The 18306-nt window shown below is 53.0% G+C and carries 16 protein-coding genes; 11 read left to right on the top strand and 5 right to left on the bottom strand.

Annotation, left to right across the window (positions count from 1 at the left end):
- Positions 1 to 30: 30 nt before the first annotated feature.
- Positions 31 to 1506 (bottom strand): glutamate--tRNA ligase, encoded by a 1476-nt coding sequence (gltX, locus tag ACXAFI_RS15050; protein WP_475109468.1) that lies wholly within the window; start codon positions 1504 to 1506, stop codon positions 31 to 33.
- Between the two features lie 275 nt (positions 1507 to 1781).
- Between gltX and ACXAFI_RS15055 the strand changes: the two genes are divergently transcribed.
- The 6 genes from ACXAFI_RS15055 (at position 1782) to ACXAFI_RS15080 (ending at position 10269) form a co-directional block, all read left to right on the top strand.
- Complete coding sequence (locus ACXAFI_RS15055) at positions 1782 to 2309, top strand: hypothetical protein (protein ID WP_475109469.1); 528 nt, start codon at positions 1782 to 1784, stop codon at positions 2307 to 2309.
- Between the two features lie 48 nt (positions 2310 to 2357).
- A complete protein-coding gene (locus ACXAFI_RS15060) occupies positions 2358 to 4874 on the top strand; it encodes a TcfC E-set like domain-containing protein (RefSeq protein ID WP_475109470.1) in 2517 nt (838 codons plus the stop codon).
- Positions 4861 to 5811, top strand: a complete 951-nt coding sequence (locus ACXAFI_RS15065) for a hypothetical protein (protein WP_475109471.1) — start codon at positions 4861 to 4863, stop codon at positions 5809 to 5811. The genes ACXAFI_RS15060 and ACXAFI_RS15065 overlap by 14 nt, the downstream gene beginning before the upstream one ends.
- 398 nt (positions 5812 to 6209) lie before the next feature.
- A complete protein-coding gene (locus tag ACXAFI_RS15070) occupies positions 6210 to 6743 on the top strand; it encodes a hypothetical protein (protein WP_475109472.1) in 534 nt (177 codons plus the stop codon).
- A gap of 57 nt (positions 6744 to 6800) precedes the next feature.
- Positions 6801 to 9323, top strand: a complete 2523-nt coding sequence (locus tag ACXAFI_RS15075) for a TcfC E-set like domain-containing protein (protein ID WP_475109473.1) — start codon at positions 6801 to 6803, stop codon at positions 9321 to 9323.
- The gene (locus ACXAFI_RS15080) at positions 9310 to 10269 is read left to right on the top strand and encodes a hypothetical protein (RefSeq protein WP_475109474.1); all 960 of its coding nucleotides are present in this window, start codon (positions 9310 to 9312) and stop codon (positions 10267 to 10269) included. The genes ACXAFI_RS15075 and ACXAFI_RS15080 overlap by 14 nt, the downstream gene beginning before the upstream one ends.
- A gap of 136 nt (positions 10270 to 10405) precedes the next feature.
- On the opposite strand, the gene ACXAFI_RS15085 is transcribed toward ACXAFI_RS15080, so the two are convergent.
- Together ACXAFI_RS15085 and ACXAFI_RS15090 are read right to left on the bottom strand one after the other, a co-directional pair.
- Positions 10406 to 11089: a fimbrial biogenesis chaperone gene (locus ACXAFI_RS15085; RefSeq protein WP_444921143.1), complete on the bottom strand. Its 684-nt coding sequence runs from the start codon at positions 11087 to 11089 to the stop codon at positions 10406 to 10408.
- Between the two features lie 100 nt (positions 11090 to 11189).
- Positions 11190 to 11513: a hypothetical protein gene (locus tag ACXAFI_RS15090; RefSeq protein WP_475109475.1), complete on the bottom strand. Its 324-nt coding sequence runs from the start codon at positions 11511 to 11513 to the stop codon at positions 11190 to 11192.
- Positions 11514 to 11811: 298 nt separating this feature from the next.
- On the opposite strand from ACXAFI_RS15090, the gene ACXAFI_RS15095 reads away from it, so the two are divergent.
- The 5 genes from ACXAFI_RS15095 (at position 11812) to ACXAFI_RS15115 (ending at position 16317) form a co-directional block, all read left to right on the top strand.
- On the top strand, positions 11812 to 12504 hold the full coding sequence (locus ACXAFI_RS15095) for a glycerophosphodiester phosphodiesterase family protein (RefSeq protein ID WP_152451723.1): 693 nt from the start codon (positions 11812 to 11814) through the stop codon (positions 12502 to 12504).
- Positions 12488 to 13696, top strand: coding sequence for a glycerol-3-phosphate dehydrogenase/oxidase (locus tag ACXAFI_RS15100; RefSeq protein WP_475109476.1), 1209 nt, complete (start codon positions 12488 to 12490; stop codon positions 13694 to 13696). The genes ACXAFI_RS15095 and ACXAFI_RS15100 overlap by 17 nt, the downstream gene beginning before the upstream one ends.
- A 152-nt stretch (positions 13697 to 13848) precedes the next feature.
- Positions 13849 to 14826, top strand: a complete 978-nt coding sequence (gene dusA / locus ACXAFI_RS15105; protein ID WP_475109477.1) for a tRNA dihydrouridine(20/20a) synthase DusA — start codon at positions 13849 to 13851, stop codon at positions 14824 to 14826.
- 56 nt (positions 14827 to 14882) lie between these two features.
- Positions 14883 to 15878, top strand: a complete 996-nt coding sequence (tal, locus tag ACXAFI_RS15110; RefSeq protein WP_475109478.1) for a transaldolase — start codon at positions 14883 to 14885, stop codon at positions 15876 to 15878.
- Complete coding sequence (locus ACXAFI_RS15115) at positions 15859 to 16317, top strand: tellurite resistance TerB family protein (protein WP_475109479.1); 459 nt, start codon at positions 15859 to 15861, stop codon at positions 16315 to 16317. The genes tal and ACXAFI_RS15115 overlap by 20 nt, the downstream gene beginning before the upstream one ends.
- 55 nt (positions 16318 to 16372) lie before the next feature.
- On the opposite strand, the gene ACXAFI_RS15120 is transcribed toward ACXAFI_RS15115, so the two are convergent.
- Together ACXAFI_RS15120 and ACXAFI_RS15125 are read right to left on the bottom strand one after the other, a co-directional pair.
- Positions 16373 to 16891 carry an STAS domain-containing protein gene (locus ACXAFI_RS15120; protein ID WP_475109480.1) on the bottom strand — a complete coding sequence of 173 codons (519 nt, stop codon included), beginning with the start codon at positions 16889 to 16891 and terminating at the stop codon, positions 16373 to 16375.
- Positions 16892 to 17097: 206 nt separating this feature from the next.
- Positions 17098 to 18276: a PP2C family protein-serine/threonine phosphatase gene (locus tag ACXAFI_RS15125; RefSeq protein ID WP_475109481.1), complete on the bottom strand. Its 1179-nt coding sequence runs from the start codon at positions 18274 to 18276 to the stop codon at positions 17098 to 17100.
- Between the last annotated feature and the right edge of the window lie 30 nt (positions 18277 to 18306).

The following is an 18306-nucleotide window of genomic DNA, read 5'->3' on the forward strand; positions in this document are numbered from 1 at the left end:
CACAGCCCCCTGCCGGGGGCTGTAAAGCGCTTAGGGGAGCGAGGCGTACTCTTTTTCCCAGCGCTTAAGGACTTTTTTCCCGGCGCCGCCCAGGACGTCGATGGCCTGGCGCAGGCGGGCGCGGCTGAGGTCGGGGCCCAGCAGTACCATGGCGTCCATTACGGAGAAGGAGGCGGTGGTGCCACTGATGGCGACAAACAGGGGCGCGTTGAAATCTTTGAGCTTGATCTCCATGGCCGTGGCCAGGGACTTCACACCCTGGAAGATGCTGTCGCGATCCCAGGTGCGCAGGGCTTCCAGGCGCCACAGGGTGAATTGCAGTAACTTCTTCTGCTCTTCCAATTCAAGCTTGTTGCCACTGAAGCTCTCTTCGGTGAGCGGCAGCTTGCCTGCGGCGAGGAAGCTCACCAGCGGTGCGAAGTCGCCAAAGGTCTCCATACGCTCGCGGGCATGGGGCAATACTTTGAGCAAATTCTCGCGGTTAAACATCCAGTCAATGAGGCGATCGGCGAGCTGTTCGTTTTCCAGTTCACGAATCCACAGGCCATTCAGCCAGGACAGCTTTTCCACATCGAACACCGGGCCGCCCAGGGATACGCGGTGGATATCGAAGTGCTCGAGCATCTCCTCTAAAGAAAATTTCTCGCGCTCATCCGGCATGGACCAGCCCATACGGCCCAGATAGTTGAGCAGCGCTTCGGGCATAAAACCGGCGCGCTGGTAATAAAGAATAGAGGTGGGGTTTTTGCGCTTAGACAGTTTGGTTTTGTCCGGGTTACGCAACAGCGGCAGGTGGCAGAGCACCGGCATCTCCCAACCAAAATATTCGTACAGCAGTTTGTGCTTGGGGGCCGAGTTAATCCACTCTTCACCACGCAGTACATGGGTGATCTCCATCAGGTGATCGTCCACTACGTTGGCCAAGTGGTAAGTGGGCATACCATCGGACTTGAGCAGAATTTGCGCATCCACTTGAGCCCAGTCGATCTCGATAGAGCCGCGCAGCAGATCTTCCACCACGCAAGTGCCGCTCTCCGGCACATTCATGCGCACGACGTAAGGTTCACCGGCGGCGCGGCGCTTTTCCACCTCTTCTTCCGGCAACGCCAGGTCACTGGGTTTCAGTGAAGTGCGGCCTGCCTTGCGCAGCTCTTCGCGCAGTTGCTCCAATTCTTCGGCGGTGCGGTAACAGTGGAAGGCATGCCCCTTCTGCACCAGCTCATCACAGTGAGTTTTGTAAATATCACCGCGTTCGCTCTGCCGATAAGGACCGTGTGGACCACCGACATCCGGCCCTTCCTGCCAGTCCAATCCCAACCAGCGCATGCTGTCGAGAATCGCCTGCTCGGATTCCGGGGTGCTGCGCTGCTGATCGGTATCTTCGATGCGCAACACAAACTGGCCACCCTGGGCGCGGGCAAAACACTGATTAAACAGGGCGATATAAGCAGTACCAACGTGGGGATCACCGGTTGGAGACGGTGCGATTCGGGTTCTTACGGTCATGACAAACCTGATTGAAGGTGAATAAAGGACACTTAAGGCGCGGGATTATAGCGCTGGCCGGGCCTTGGGCACAGGCGTAGAAAAGCCATCAAGAAGATCTTTTAGACGCCACAAACCAAAAATTCCCCACAAATGGCGTGACTTAAATCACAAAAAAAGTATTATTTCCGCCATAAAGACGGAATAGCTTGACTAACGCAGTACCCCTGACCCGTGCAGGATCTTCGCGAGCAGCTTTTCACAGAACGATAACCAACGGCTCAGGAAGATACGCCATGCACAAAAATGTAGTTCGTTCACTGGTCTCTGCAGTCGCAGCAGGCATCCTTTTCAGCACCTCGGCAGCCACCATGGCGGCTTCAGATAGCGCCAGCAGTGATATCACTCTTAGCTTTACCCCGACTATTGAAATTGCTGCAGTTGGTGCTGTTGAAATTAAAGACCCCGCGTTGGGTTCCGATGCGATTGAAACGGAAGATTTTTGTATTGGCGGTTTTGGCTTCCCCACCTTCAGCATCACCTTCGAAAGTAATGATGGTATTAACGATAACGCGTTCAGCCTTTCCGGCAACGGTCTCGATGTACCCTACAGCGTAGGCTTCGATAACAGCACCAGCGGAACCTTTACCCAAGTCAACGAAGGTCAGGCAGTCACTGGGCAAACCCGCAATGCCGCTTCCTGCAGTGGTTCAGACAACGCCAGGTTCCAGATCACTATTGCCAATGGCGATTGGCAGACCAGCGATGTCCTCAATGGCACCAGCTATACCGATACCCTGGTGATCACCGTCGCTTCTGAATAATTTTTTGGCGTGGCCGGATAGGATTTCCAGCCAAACCGATTGCAGTTTATGGCAGGAAGTCTTCATCGATGGCATGCGCTGGCTTTTTGCCTGGCGCAAGCCATTCACGCCAACACCTTTGCAGCCACAGCAGCCACTTTTCTGCTGGAAACCTCTGCACCGGAAGGGTTTGATACGCTAACTGAACCGCAGCAGTTGCTAGCGGATCTCTACTATGGCGGCCGCTATATAGGCGCAGCGCAGATTACCGCTGACCCCACCCATATTCATTTCGACCAGCCCGAATTATTACTCCCGCTGCTGCCAGCATTACTGGATAGAGAGGCGGTACTGGCAGCAATCAGCAAACCTTTGCCCAAAAATTCGCAACATTTATGTCGCTCGGCCAGGCAAAAACACTGTGGCTACCTGCTGCCCGAACAGGTGGCAGTGATTTACGACGAGAGCCGCTATCGGCTCGACCTGTTTTTTTCCGCAGACTTGCTGCCACAAGAGGCGGCCATTACTCACCCCTATCTCCCCGCATCTACCAGTGCGTTTTCCATTGTGCAAAACCTCAACGGCACCTGGAGCGGGGTGGAAAGTGACCTCGGTGGCAACAGCCACAGCGCAACTCTAACTGGTAATACTATCGTCAGCTTTGGCGAGAGCGCCCTGCACGCCCGCTGGTCCGCCGCCACAGAGCAGCACAACCAAATTAGTGCGCTGCATTGGTCCAGGGATTACCGCGGAAAAGCCTACTCAGTTGGTTTACTACAACCCCAGGGTGGCTGGCACTATTTCGGCAGCCAAAACACACTGTATGGACTGGAGTTACGCAGCTCACAGCTCAGTCGCACAGACACCAAGCACCGGCAGGGTGCATCGCTTGAAATCAATATGCCCGTGCGCGGGCGCATGGAGATTTATCGGGATAAGCGGCTGATTCACACGGAAATGCTGGAGGCCGGTAACCGCCTGCTTAATACCAGCACCCTGCCCCACGGCGCCTACGAAATCGAGGTGCGTACCTTTGATGAGATGGGCCGGGCATTGCACCGTCACACGGAATTTTTTACCAAGGATTCCCTGCTGCCCGCCCCTGGGGAATGGTCCTGGAGTTTTCACGCGGGCCAGCCAGCAAAGTCCTTTAGCAATACGCAAACGCTACCCGAGCGCTACGATGACATGTTAGTGCAAGGGTCTATTGCCCGCCGACTCACCAGCAATCTAGGGCTCTTTGCAGCGGCGAGTTCAACCCAAGAGCAACAACTCTACGAAATCGGCACCCGCTGGGTAGGGCGTTATTTTGAAATTTCACCAAGCCTCGTGACCAGCGACGATGGGCGCAGTGGCCATAGGATTCAAGCACTGCTGAAAACGTCTTTCGCCACACTGAGCGCCATTGATACCAGGCTGGATAATGCCAGGGTATTTAATGAGCCGAATAGCCTGCAGCTGTTGCCCAATGGTTATTCTCAGCGCAGCCTGGCTGTACAAAGTGGTCTATTTGGGGGGCAACTGGCTTTGCGTTTGCGCGAGCGGGATAGCTCCTACCATTTACTGCCAGGAGAGCAGACCGACCGGCTGGAAAGTGCACGCAAACTCACCACCCTCTCGTTTAAGCGCAATATCTTCAAAAGCGCAAAGTGGCTCGGCAGCGCAACACTCTCCTACAGTGAGGCCGATGAACAACAATACACCGGCCTGGAGGTAGAATTCCGGCGGCGCTCCAAACACTGGCAGCACAGTGCAAATCTACATAGTGAACGCAGCAACCACAGTGGCCGCGAACAGCGGTTGGCCCTGCAAACCCGCTGGAACGATAGAGACTTATGGGCTGCGGAATTTGAGCAACAGCTTTCCGCAGAGAAAAGTACACAGACTCGCTACTTAGAGAGTCGCAGCTATCTCGCCGGTCATTTCGGTTATTTAAACAGCACCTTGGGTTTTAATAGCGATCACACTGGCAAGGCTTTCAATTACCTGGGCGGTTTCAGCACCAATGTAATTGCAACGGGAAATACCCTCGCCTGGGGCGGCGAGCGCACATTGGAAAGCGCGGTCATTATTGAAATTGATGGGAGTGATCAGCAGGATTTTGAAGTGTTAGTGGATGGCACCCGGCGCGGTTATGCCAAAGGCGGTGAAAAGTCTGTCATCAACTTACCCGCTTTTAAAAGTTATGACCTCTCCCTGCGCCCACTGGACAATGGTTTCTTCGATTACCACGAGCAGAGCGAAACCTTTACCCTGTATCCCGGCAATGTGAACGCGACAACCTATCAGATAGAGCAACAGCGGCTCATTTTGGGGCGCCTTACCGATATGGGAGAGGGCTTAGCAAACACCCGGCTTTCCATCGGCGAACACACTACCACTACCGACCAGTACGGCGTATTCCAGCTGGAAATCCATACAAACCAGAAAAGCCTGCGCTCCCAGGAATTAACCTGGGATTTGTGCCGTGCCCCCATAACTCTTCAGTCCTCTGGAGAGAACTGGCTGAATATCGGTACCATTGAGCAATCCGAGGCAAGCTGCCAAATGGAATACACCGCGGAGGTAATCGGTGCGCAACGTTAAAGACCTTCTCGGCAAACTTCTGTGGCTGGGTTTGCTTTTTCTGTCTTGCCATATGATGGCCCAGGCCCAGAGTTGCTCCAGTAATGACAACTTACGCACCTGTAACCTTGGCGGTACACACAATCTGAATTACCAATCCAATACCAAGGAGATTGCCTTTACCTTGCGCAGCCGCAGTTCATTCGGTGGCCGCGCTTACACTTACTATGCCGAGCTTGCGCCTCTGAGTGGAAACACCTTTACGCTGACTGCCGACAATGGCGATACCCTGGATATTGCCTTTACCTTAGACCCCAGCAATAGCGATGCACAGTCGCTCACACTCAATAATCTCGCAGGCCCTTTTAACGGCAGTAGCAACGATACCAACGCCGCCCTTTTAATGGAAATTGACAACACCAAGACTCCCTCTTCCAACCAATACACCGGAAGTTTTCAGCTCACCCTGGAGCAATACTTCCTTGTCTTCGTGACCGGTAGCGAAACCGTAGACTTTGATATTGTTTTGGAGGTGGAGCCCAACATTGTCATTCGCAATCTGGGGGATATTGACCTGAGTAATTCGGGCATCTCTTTTGGTCAGGCGATTGAGGGGCAGGAGGACTTCTGCATTGGAGGCATTGGTTTCGACCGCTATACAGTCAATCTTTCCAGCGGCAATGGCAGCACTGGAGGAAGCGGGATTTCCCCTTATGCCCTCAAAGGCGCCACTGAGCGCATAGTTTATTCGGTCAGCTTCTCCGATGATTTAAATGGCAGTAATGCCAAGAACCCGAATAACCAGGGCGATATACCGGGATCATTTGTAAGGCAGTCCAACGAAGCCTGTATCAGTGACAACGCCAGGGTGACTATCTCAGTAGCCCCCTCAGACTGGGAGCAGGCCGGGGAGCCCCTTTATACCGATGTATTAACCGTCACGGTTAGCAGCCAGTGATAGCTTTTTTATCCAAATAAACCCCTTAGGCTAAAGTAATTGGCACAGCAATAAACTATAAGCCCAATAATATTTCGCTGATTAATGGTTGACTCCGGCGCCTTTTTACAACCTACTCTAAATTTCAATTAAAAAATATACGCCAGCATTTGGGCTCCAAATAAAATTATTTTGAAAATAAAAACCCATAGATAACCGCAACTTAATGCGCGTTACTGGCCACACTCTAGTCACACTTCTGTCACAGAAAATATCTCAAAGCTCTTAGTGTATTTTCACGAAAAAATTAAGAAATTTTCACTATTATTCACTGGCCTAATGGGCAATCTTTCCTATTCTTTTAACCGCAAACGAAACCATAAGCTGTTCTCTCCACACTTGGTTAAAGGATATAAATAATGAACCGCATTTTATTACGTACTGTCACACCTATGACACTGGCATTCATAGCATCTTTTTCTGCACAATCTACCCTTGCAGCCACCGATAACGAAGACTCTATTGTGACGCTGCAATTTAATGAAACCATCAATATGGTTAGAGTTGGCCCCCTCACCATCACCGATCCAGCAACTGGAACCAACGCTACCGGCATTGAAGATTTTTGTGTTCGTGGCACCGGATTCTCGACTTTTGCTATCACTTTTGACAGCACGAATGGTAGCGCCACTAGTGAATTTATCTTGTCAGATGGTACTACTGATGTGCCATACCAAGTTGGCTATGACAATAGCCTTAGTGGAAGCTTTACAAGTGTTTCCGAGGGCGTCCCTTTGACAGGACAAGCAATCCAAAACTTCGGCCCTTGTGTAGGATTCCCTGATAACGCCCGCTTTCAGGTCACTATCCTGAATATGGACTGGGAGAATTCTATGGTTCTAAGTGGTAATAATTACACTGACACCTTGATGCTCACGGTAGAGTCAGAATAAACAAAAAAAATAAAATAAAAATTAATGTCCGTTATTTTGGTCTGATAATTGCTTTTTATGCAAAGAAAAAAACCCGCCTGGCGTTTTCATTGGTTATTACTGCCAGCGTTACTCTGGCAGGCAACCGCTTACCCGAAAGAACCGGTTAACTTTATAGCAACCGATGTGCCGGCGGGTTTTGAGGATCTCACTAAACCACAGATGGTTGTGGCCGACCTCTTCTATGGCGGCCAGATGATTGGTGCCGTGCAAATTACTGTGCACCCCACTTTTATCGAATTTCATGACCCAGCTGCAGTGCTGAAGTTGCTACCACTACCCCTAAATCCGGAGCGGGTGGAACAGCTTCTTCAACAACCCCAAAGTAAAAATTCAGATCGAATTTGCCAAAACGCTACACAGGACGACTGTGGATTTCTGAGCCCTAAGGATTTTGCTGTTATCTATAACAACGACCTTTACCGAGTAGATGTTTTTTTCGCACCAGATCTATTGCCGCAACAGGTGGCGATTTCTGACCCCTACTTACCGCCCTCAAGTAGTGAATTCTCCTTAATACAAAACCTGAGTGCGGCCTGGGCCGGCAATTATTCTAACGAAACCGACAATAGCTACCGCACAACTTTTAATGGAAATACGATTATTGGATTTGGCGAGAGGGCAATTCGCAGCCAGTGGCACTATTCAGACGAACAGGGCTACCAGGTTAGCAACCTATATTGGGCCAAAGATTTTCGCGGTAAGCACTACTCTGCAGGACTCTTTCAGCCCCAGGGTAATTTCGGCTATTTCAATACCTCACGATCAGTTTTCGGTGTGGAGTTCCGCAACTCCAGATTAACCCGTACGGACCTCTCCTACCAGGAAGGCGCTCAGGTGGAAATTAATATGCCGGTGCGCGGGCGAGTAGAGGTTTACCGAGAAAACCGCCTGGTTCACTCGGAGTTATTGGATGCTGGCAACCGGCTGCTCGATACATCAAGTCTTCCAGGTGGGGCTTATGAGATTGAAGTGCGCACTTTTGATGAGTCGGGTCGCCTTCTCACCAGTTTCACCGATTTTTTTGCCAAAGACTTCTATCTACCCGCACCGGGAGAGTGGCATTGGAGCCTGCTCGCCGGGATGCCTACAGAATTCGGCAACCACCGCGGCCTGCCAGACTATTATAACGAAGGTCTTATACAGGCCTATTTGGGCCGCAGGGTATCCGACAATATTGCGCTTTTCAGTACTATTTCTGCCACAGAAAATCAGCAATCCCTGGAACTGGGCGCACGCTGGATAGGGAGCCGGCTGGAACTCTCCCCGAACTTTCTGCTAGGCCGGGGAGGACAAAAAGGCTACAAACTGGAAGGGATACTCGAACTCCCCTTCGTCACCTTAAATGCCTCCATTAGCAAGCTGTATGGAGATAAGCATCTATACCCTCGGGATGAATACCCACTACTGCGCAATAATTTTTCCCAGAAAATTATCGGTATGCAAAGTGCAGTTTTTGGCGGTAACCTCTCACTTCGATACAGTGAAAGAAGCCGAACAACGGCAACTTATTCTGACGACCTTCCCGGCGGCCTCTACTCAAACAAAATCAATAAATTTACCACACTGGCCTATAGGCGCTCACTGATCAGAAAAAGAAACTGGTTGGGCGATGTCATATTTTCTTACAACAAGTCAGACGAGGAAACTTATTCAAGCATCGATTTTCAAGTCAGGTACTACGCTGACCAATGGCAACACTCTGCCACGGCCCTTAGAGAATTTGGCAACGATCAAATAGAAACCCCACATAGACTGAGTTTTGAAAGCCGCTGGAACGATAGGGAACTATGGTCTGCGGAAGTGGAACAAGCCCTGGGGGTTGAAAATACTGATGATGGCTATTACCTGGAAAGCCGCACCCGCCTTTCCGGTCGCCAGGGTTTTATCAACTCGGCGGTTAATTACAGCAAGGATGGCAGTAATCGCACAACCAACTTCCTGGGTAGCTTCAGTACAAACATTATTGCCACTGGCAAGCAGATTGCCTGGGGAGGAGAAAGGGCTTATGAAAGTGCTATTATCGTCGATATAAATGGCAGCGAAAATAATGATTTTGAAGTGCTTGTGGATGGTTCCCGCCACGGTTACGCAAAAGGGGGTAAGAAATCGGTTATCAACTTACTCCCATATCACAGCTACGATATTACCTTGCGACCACTGGATGATGGTTTTTTTGAATTCAAGGAAAAAAGCCAGTTTATCACTCTGTACCCAGGAAATGTTTCCGAGAGCACCTACAGCATTCAATCACTCTACGTCATTATGGGCAGGCTAACTTCTTTTGGTAACGGCATCCCCGAGACGCTTGTTTCCATCGGTGAGCATGAAGTCACAACGGATAAATTTGGTGTCTTTCAATTAGAAGTCCCTATTGAGATGGAGGGGCAATCTACCCTGGAGGTCAATTGGCTTAACTGCAGTATTAGTGTTGAAGTCGAGGATTCCGGGGAAAACTGGATCAACTTAGGGACGCTACAGCAGTCAGACGCCTACTGTCTCCCAGCCTTTGAAGTCAGCAAACACAATGAAAAGCAATAAAAAGTTTCCTACTCCCAAGCCACTTTACCTGGCGATATTGACTGCGGGATTCACCATGGTGCAACCCAACCTGTCGTTGGCGGCCTGCACCGGGGACATTTATTTACGCACCTGCGATCTACAGGGGCGCCATACTGTCAACTATGAAGCGCATAAGAAAGAAGTGGATTTTACGCTCCGCAGCAATCGAAATGGTCATGCCCAGCCCTTTGCCATAAGAGTTATCCCAGAGATCGGCAGAAAGTTTCAGTTGTTTTCCGACACAGGGGAACCACTGGATATATCCCTTTCTTTCTCCTCCAGGAACAGTGCATCTACCCCTTTACGCCCGGATATATTCAGTAAGCAGTATCCTGGCAGCCTCAATGATTTAAGTAACTTTCTAAGCGTGAATATCAACCCTGCCAGTGCAATCACGTCCAACTATTACTATGGCAACTTCCAGATGGAGGTGATGCAGTATATCAATTCACAAAATACCGAGTCTCAAACAGTGAATTTTGATATTGAAATGGAAGTTGAACCTAACATCAGAATCCGAAACCTCAGAAATATTCAAATCACTGCTGCAAATTTTTCTTCTGGGCAGGATATCACCGGCTATGAGGATTTCTGTATTGATGGGGTAGGTTTTAGCAACTATCTGGTTAGCTTAACGAGCAAAAATGGAATTATCCCTGGTGCCAGAGGAACAAAAATGTTTGAGCTTGAAGGTGCAATGGAGAGCCTGCCCTATGCAGCCTCCTTTACCGACGACATGAATCAAACCCTTGGTGCCAGAACATTGGGTGTTGAGCAAGTTCGGGGCATCCTTCCAAACAGAGCTCCCGGCCGGTGCCTAACAGATAATGCCAGGCTGATTGTTACTATTCCCGCCGGCAGTTGGGAGCACGCTAGAAGTTCCTTCTACTGGGATGTACTAACGGTAACCGTTACCAGTCAATAACTGATTACTAAAAGCCGTAATACGCTCTAACAGGACCTATCTAAAGAACTACTCTTCAGTATTAATCCAGAGCAACAAACAAAATAAAAAGAAGCAGTAAGGCCAAAATCTTATGCCTCACTGCCTCCCGTTAGATTTATCCTTTCAGGGGAAAGCGGATTCTTTCGCTGTTTTGGCCGCGTAATAACACTTCCAGCTCGCCATTGGCTGGCACATCCGCCACTTCAATACTGGTGCCGGCATAGAGCCTGCCAGAGGTTTCGAGCTTTTCGCACTCCCCCTCGGCAAAGCAATGGCGAACTTCCACCACCTCAACATTAATATTGCCATTATTGGTGAGGCGATAAGAGCCGTTTTCTTCTTCCAGCCCAACCTTGTAGGCTCCGCCTTTTGGCTGGACAAAAACCAGCGCCTGGTATGCCACAAGAATTTTCAGTGCGGTTTGCTCTGTCTTAATTTCTCCGACAACCGGCTTGAAAGTCACGCGGTAGACTTTCTCTTCCTCCAGGTTGCGATCGAGCGCCATCAGGCGAAAGCGCTTTCTCTCTCCTGGGGCTAACACGGCTTTCGATGGGCTTACCAGGAGTTTGAATTCATCGGGATTGATCACCCGGATTCTCTCTTCATTTTCCCTTCCGGGATTATCCACACGAAAAATTTCCGTCTGTACATACAGAGTTTCTTCATCTGGGTTACTGACTACGACATCATCCCTTGAGCTGGGACCATCCTCCAGATAGAGGACAATTTTATCCACAGACATGGCGGCCATTACCGGCTGGGCAATCAGCAATACAAATGCAATGAATAGTTTTTTCATAAGTGACCGAGTATTTTGAGAGACGCTTATTCTAAACCCGACATTTTACACTGGTGAAATGTTGGTTACTTCTTTTAAAACAGGCACATGAGCAAGATAGTTATTCTGCGCTGATTATCAACTCTGAAACCCCTTTGATATCTCCCTCAGTCAGACACCGTTTAGCCCCAAAATCTAATGCCTGCCGCCCCCTACTGAAATCCTGCGCCAGGGCTGTCACACTGATGTGCTTAGCCGGGAGATTTTGCAAGCACAACTCGCGGTGAGTGCCCCGCTCCGCCTGTCGCAAAGTCGCATTCGGCGAAAAAACTAGCGTAATCTGCGCCGTCGCAGAAGCTGAACTACTGGCAGCTGCAGGGTGCACGATAAAAACACCAGCAAACCAGCCAAAAAGCAAAACCGCGCCCAATCTGAAACTGCTCATAGGCGGTACATACCTCTTTACAGTACGGCAAACACCATCCGTACAGACAACAAAAGAGCGATACCTTCTAATTTTAGCTATGGAAGTTAGCGCTGCCAGCCGGGCTCCAGTCAATCACGGATTTCCAAGGCTTAATGCGTATCCAATTTTCCTCGGCACTCCACTTGCAACGCCCTCTCCACCGTCTATTTTTCCTGTAAGACCCGATTCCACCCTGGGCCATTGACCTTTGGGTTACAGAGCGCCAAAGCGCCTATATCCAGCCGACAATAACGCCTGCTTTCCGGATTTGACTCACATGCTAATCGCGCACCGTGGCGACAAAACCCGCCACCCGGAGAATACCATCGCCGCCTTTGAGGCTGCCCATAACCTGGGCGCCTGCGCCATTCAGTGCGATGTCCGCTTTAGCCTGGATGGCACCCCCTGGTGCTATCACAAAGATACCCTGCCGCTCCCCAATGACAGGCGCGAGCACTACTTCCACGACCTGAGGGATTCCCAGCTCAGCCGCCTGGCCATCGATTCCTTTATACAGGTGGTGGATTGGGCCAGTTGCCACCGGCACCTGGATTGGTTTGTGGGTATCTCCGCAGCCAATATCGCCAATTTGGGTTTTACCGCCGCAGTAAAGAAGCTGTTGGAGCAAATGCGCAATGAGCGCGAGTCCTTCGCCCTGCTTACCCAGGATTGCCGCAGCCTCCGGGCCGCCCGCAATATGGGCTGGCACAGGGTGGCCCTGCAGATCAGCAGTGTGCCGCGCTGCCTGTCTGCGGATATTGTCACTCTCGCCCCGGAGTTTCTGCTGATCCGCGATAGCTTTATCGATTGTGAGGAGTTACCACCGGGCCCCTGGCAATGGGTGGTCTACGAAATCAATTCTGCCGAAGAGGCCGTACTCTGGCGCAAGCGGGGAGCGCACCATATCCTCACCGGCAACCTGCCGCTGTTGATGCGCTCCCGGGAAGCGAGTGATGTCTACGGATTTTGATGTCCTGGTAGTTGGCGCGGGAATTCTTGGCGCGGGTACCGCTGAGGCCCTGGCCAAGGAGCACCATTCGGTAGTGATACTGGAGCAGCTGGGTATCGCCGCAGCCACCTCTTCGCGTTCCTCAAAGCTTATCCACGGTGGCTTGCGCTATCTGGAGAGCGGGCAGTTCCGCCTGGTTTACGAGTGCCTGCGCGAACGCAGCTGGCTGTTGGAAAATAAACCCCAGTTAGTGCGCATGGTGCCCTTTTATATTCCGGTCTACCGTCACAGCAAGCGGTCGCCATGGATGGTGAGGTTGGGGCTCAGCCTCTATGCACTACTTTCCGGTATCGGCAGCGAGGCCTCACGTTTTCGCGCTTTATCCAAAGCGGAGTGGGATACCCTGCCAGGCCTCAAGCGGGAAGATTTACTCGCGGTGTTTCGCTACTACGATGCGCAAACAGACGACGCTGCGCTGACCCGGGATGTGGTTGCCTCGGCAATTGCCCACGGCGCACAAATCATCTGCCCAGGCAGCCTGGTAGGCGCGGAGGTCACCGATGAAGGGGTGCGGGTTGATTACGTGGCCGATGGCAAGCTGAATACGCTGCACACCCGCGCGCTGGTCAATTGCAGCGGGCCCTGGGTAGCCACCACCAACGCGCGCTGCTCACCCCCAGTGCCCCTTCCCCCCATCGACCTTGTGGCAGGCACCCACATACTGCTGCCACTGTCCCTGGGCAACAAGATCTTCTATGTGGAAGCCGAGGACCACCGCGCGGTGTTCGTCATGCCCTGGCAGGACAAGACCCTGGTGGGTACCACAGAGCGCCCTTTCTGCGGCGATCCACGGGAGGTAGTACCCACCGTAGAAGAGGAGGCTTACCTGCTGCGCACGGTGCAGCAGCACTTTTTCCAGACCCGCGGACTACAGGCGGAGGATATTTGCGAGAGCTTTGCCGGCTTGCGGGTTTTGCCGGAAGCGGAGAAGAGCCCATTTGCCCGGTCGCGGGAGTCGATGATTTGCTGTGACAATGAGCGCAAGCCGCGCATTCTGGCCGTCGCTGGGGGCAAGCTCACCAGCTACCGCGCCACCGCACGCAAACTGGCCAAAAAGCTGCAGGCCACTCTGCAGGATAAAGGCCCTCCCCGCCACAACACCTCTTCAAGCAGCAAGGCCACCAGCACCTCGGAGCGTGAGCGCAATCTTTAAGGCCCACTATAAAAACCACCTCGCAAGCGAAAAAAACCACCTCGCAAGCGAAGTTTCTCAGGGCCCTGGAAAGTCTCCTTAGGGTCTCGGTTTTACATCCCATATAATGGGCGGCTACTCTGATTTTATGACTCTTTTTTACACCGCAGTTTATGTCCGATTACAGCCCCCACCGCTTCTGTACCGCGCCACTACTCGATTGGAGTGACCGTCACTGCCGCTATATGTGGCGCCTGTTGAGCAAGCGCGCCCGCCTGTATACCGAAATGGTAACCACCGGGGCGATCCTGCACGGTGATCGTCAGCGCCATCTGCAATTCAACGCCGCCGAGCTGCCTGTTGCCCTGCAATTGGGCGGTAGCGATCCCCGGGAATTGGCGGAGTGTGCGCGGATTGCCCAGGAGTGGGGTTATGCGGAGATCAACCTCAATTGCGGTTGCCCCAGTGACCGTGTGCAGTCCGGGCGCTTTGGCGCCTGCCTGATGGCGGAGCCCGATGTCGTGGCGGCGGGCCTCAGCGCTATGCGCGAGGCGGTATCGATTCCAGTTACGGTGAAACACCGAATCGGCATTGACGATATGGAGGACTATCCGGGCCTGACCCGCTTTGTGGAGGCACAGGCAGCGATCGGCACTGAGACCTTTATCGTCCATGCGCGCAAAGCCTGGCTGCAGGGCCTCAGCCCCAAGGAAAACAGAGAGATTCCCCCGCTCAACTACGACATGGTTTACCAGCTGAAACAGGATTATCCACAGCTGCAAATCATCATTAATGGTGGGATTAACTCCCTGGAGGAGTGCCTGCAACATCTGCAGCGCGTTGATGGTGTTATGCTGGGTCGGGCCGCCTACCAGACTCCAGCGCTTCTTGCCCAGGTGGACAGCGTGCTGTTCGGGGAGAGCGAAGGGCCCGATGCGGTGGAAGTCGTCGAGCAGATGCTGCCCTATATCGAGCGGGAGCTGTCGGGCGGTCAGCGCCTCAACCATATTACCCGGCATATGCTCGGGCTCTTCCAGGGCCTGCCCGGAGCGCGCCGTTTCCGCCGCCATCTCAGTGAGAACGCCCACAAGAAAAACGCGGGGCCAGAGGTTGTAGAAGAAGCCTTGTCGCTGGTCACCCAAGCGGCTTAAGTTGGAAGGCTAGTGTTTCAGAAAAAGGGAAGCCAATAATCATCGAGGGAATCGCTATGAATAAACTGGAACAACTCAAGCAGCGCAGCCAGGTAGTGGCAGATACTGGCGATATCGAAGCCATCCGCCGCTATCGCCCTCAGGACGCCACTACCAACCCCTCGCTACTCTACAAGGCTGCCCAGCTGCCCCAGTACAAGGGGCTGATCAGAGAGTCGCTGGACTGGGCGGTAAACCACCAGGGTGGCGCCAACCCCACGGAAACGGCACGCCTGGCCGCGATCAAACTGGCGGTCAGTATCGGCAGCGAAATACTGCAACTGATCCCCGGGGTGGTTTCTACAGAGGTGGATGCGCGCCTGTCCTTCGATACCCGCAGCACCATTGACTATGCCAGACACCTTGTGGCCCTGTATGAACGCGAGGGGATAGCCCGTGAGCGGGTACTGATTAAGATCGCCGCCACCTGGGAGGGCATAGCCGCTGCGGAAATCCTGGAGCAGGAGGGCATTCACTGTAACCTGACCCTGCTGTTCTGCCTGAGCCAGGCCATTGCCTGCGCCGAGGCTGGCGTAACCCTGATCTCCCCCTTTGTGGGACGTATTCTGGACTGGCACCTGGCCAACGGGGATCGAAAGGCCTTCAGTGGCGAGGAGGACCCCGGGGTACTGTCCGTGCGTAATATCTACCATTACTACAAGTCGCGGGACTACAACACCATTGTGATGGGTGCCAGCTTCCGCAACACGGCGGAAATTGAAGCGCTGGCGGGTTGCGATCGCCTGACCATCAGCCCCCAGCTGCTGCAGTCTCTGGAGGATAGCGAGGGGCTGTTGGTCGGTGGACTCCCCACAGTCAACGAGCCGCTGCCGCGTCCAGAGGGGCGACTCAGCGAAGCGGCCTTCCGCTACCAACTCAACAGCGATGCCATGGCCACAGAGAAACTCGCCGAGGGTATCCGCAATTTTGTCAAAGATCAGGAGCGGCTCGAAATGCTGCTACAGAGCCAAGTCATGGGACGCCGGGAAACTGATGCTGCAACAAATCCGTAAGCTGTTCGAACAGATTGGCAGCAATGCCGATGTAGAAATGCACGATGAAAAAGACGTGCGCATGATCAGTGCCGCCTTGCTGGTTGAGGTGGCCACTGTCGATCAAAAGCTCGACCCGCGAGAGCGCGACACGCTGATTGAGTTGCTGTGCCAACACTACGCGTTGAGCAACCCTGAGGCGGCAGAGATTATCGATGAGGCCATTGGCCAAAGGGAGCGGGCCACTTCCCTGTTTGAGTTCACTCAGGCAGTCAACGATCAATTCAGCGAGCGAGACAAATACCTGCTGGTTCGGCAGATGTGGCAGGTGGCTTTTTCCGACGATGTGATCGAAGCTTTTGAAGAGCATCTGATTCGCCGGGTTTCCGAGTTAATTTATCTTCCCCATGGGCTGTTTACCCGCGCACGGGCAGAGGCAAGGGATATGCGGGACAGCTGAATCGCGGGGTGTGGGAAAAATCGGCGGCTTTCGAGTGGAGGCTGTGCGTTGAATTTCAGTGCAGGTGTGCGGAGGACTTGCCGTAGGAGCTGCACTCCCGCTCCAGCGAATGCACCAGATCGCGGAAGGTTTCCGCATTCTGCTCGTTCATGCTCATCAGTACCCGGTGGGCCTCCAGCACCTTCTCCCGCGCGGCACACTCATCCGGGGTTTTACACACCAGCGGCTTGGTCTCCACAGAGAAATCGCGCTTCTCATCGCTGATTTCCATCAGGGAATCGAAACCCATTGCATCCAATAGGTGTTGAATACCTTTGTCCGTAACGAAAACCAGGGGCTTTTGGCAGCCGCGCTCCTGAGCGCGAATCGCGATCTTGGCCATCAAGCCGAGGGTCGTACTATCGACACCTTCCGCACCGTGTAGATCGAAGGCCACACCGGCAAAGTCATTGCGTGCAAACATATTGTCGATAAAGCTATCGAACGAGGTGCATAGGTTGAGGCGAACATCGCCCATCAATTTAATGATGTAAACGCCCTGGTGGGCTCCAACCATAATTTGCCCGGACTGCATAACAACCCCTGGCTCACCCGAACACACTCAGAGGATGAAAGTGCGCATGGATGGCGATAGTTCACTGGTAGAGCAAAGACGCTTGTGACGGTTTTGCCGCCTCGGCATCTTTGTGCATAAAGTGGGCGGAGCTTACTCCTGACCGTGCGGACTGACAAGAGTGCTAAGGCACGAAATTCGACTATTTGGTCGACAAATTCACACCGCTAGCCATGGGCCAGGGTAAGAATTGTAATATCGTCGGGTAATGCGCCAAAAGTATCTACTTTCAGGCCTTCACACAGTGCCCCCAGCTCACCCCCAGTTGTGTCGATAAGCGCTAGTAGCTGCGCCTCTTTTTGCAGCAAATCCCCTTCGAGCAATTCCAGCACACCATCGGAGCAGGCTACCAGCCGCCAGCTGGAAGGCAGTTCCGCACGCATTACCTGCCAATCACCCTGTTCAAAAATCCCCAGTGGTCGCCCCTTGCCCGGCAGCCAATCGGCGCCAGCGGCACTGGCGAGCGCCGGCATGGGGATCTGCCCGGCAACCGCATAGTGCAACTGGCTAGCGGCGGTATCCACCACACCAATAAACATGCTGGCGTGCTTACCCATGCCAGTGGATAACAGCTCGCGGTTGATAAGCTCCAGAACTTCCAGCAGATCCGCCCCCAGGGATTCCAGCTGGGCGAACAGTGGGCGCTCGCGCAGGCGGTGCATCACACTGTTTTTTATCAGGGCTGTAACCAGTGCGGAGGACACGCCATGCCCGGAGACATCCACCAGGTAAAACGCGACAAAACGCTCCCCAAACAGACCGTAATCCACAAAGTCGCCGCTCAGATACAGGGAAGGGATCAGGCGGTAAGCGGCCTCGACACCGCCGGGATAAAAGAAAGGGCTGCGGGGCAACAGGTGTTGTTGTAACAGGCGACCGGCTTCCTGGTCCCGGCGCAGTACTTCTACATGGTCGCGCAGTTCGCTGTTGCGTTGCTCTAGGGTTTTACGGTACTCGAGATTCTGCTGGGCGAGGTTTTCTTCACCGGTAATGCGGCAGATGACTTTATCGATCAGTACGGCCTGTTGAATGGGTTTGATCAGATAATCGCAGGCGCCCAGACGCATTGCCTGCAGGACTTCATGTAACTCCCCCTTCTCCGCGATCATCACAACCGCAGTACCAGGGGATCTTTGCTTGATTATGCGCAACACCTCCAGCCCGTCCATATCGGGCAGGAGCAGGTCTACAACGACCAGTTGAAAGAGTTCGGGGGAGAATTGCTCTATGCCCTGCTGGCCGCTATCGGCTACCGCAACCGAGAGCCCCTGACGCGAAAGCGCTCCACGCAAAAAGTTGCGGGAGCGCTCATCATCTGTCAGCAACAGGCTACTGGGGCCGGCCATGGCAGGCTCTTGGAGGGAGGTGTTTTACTC

This window comes from Microbulbifer sp. ABH2_005 (assembly GCF_056160005.1).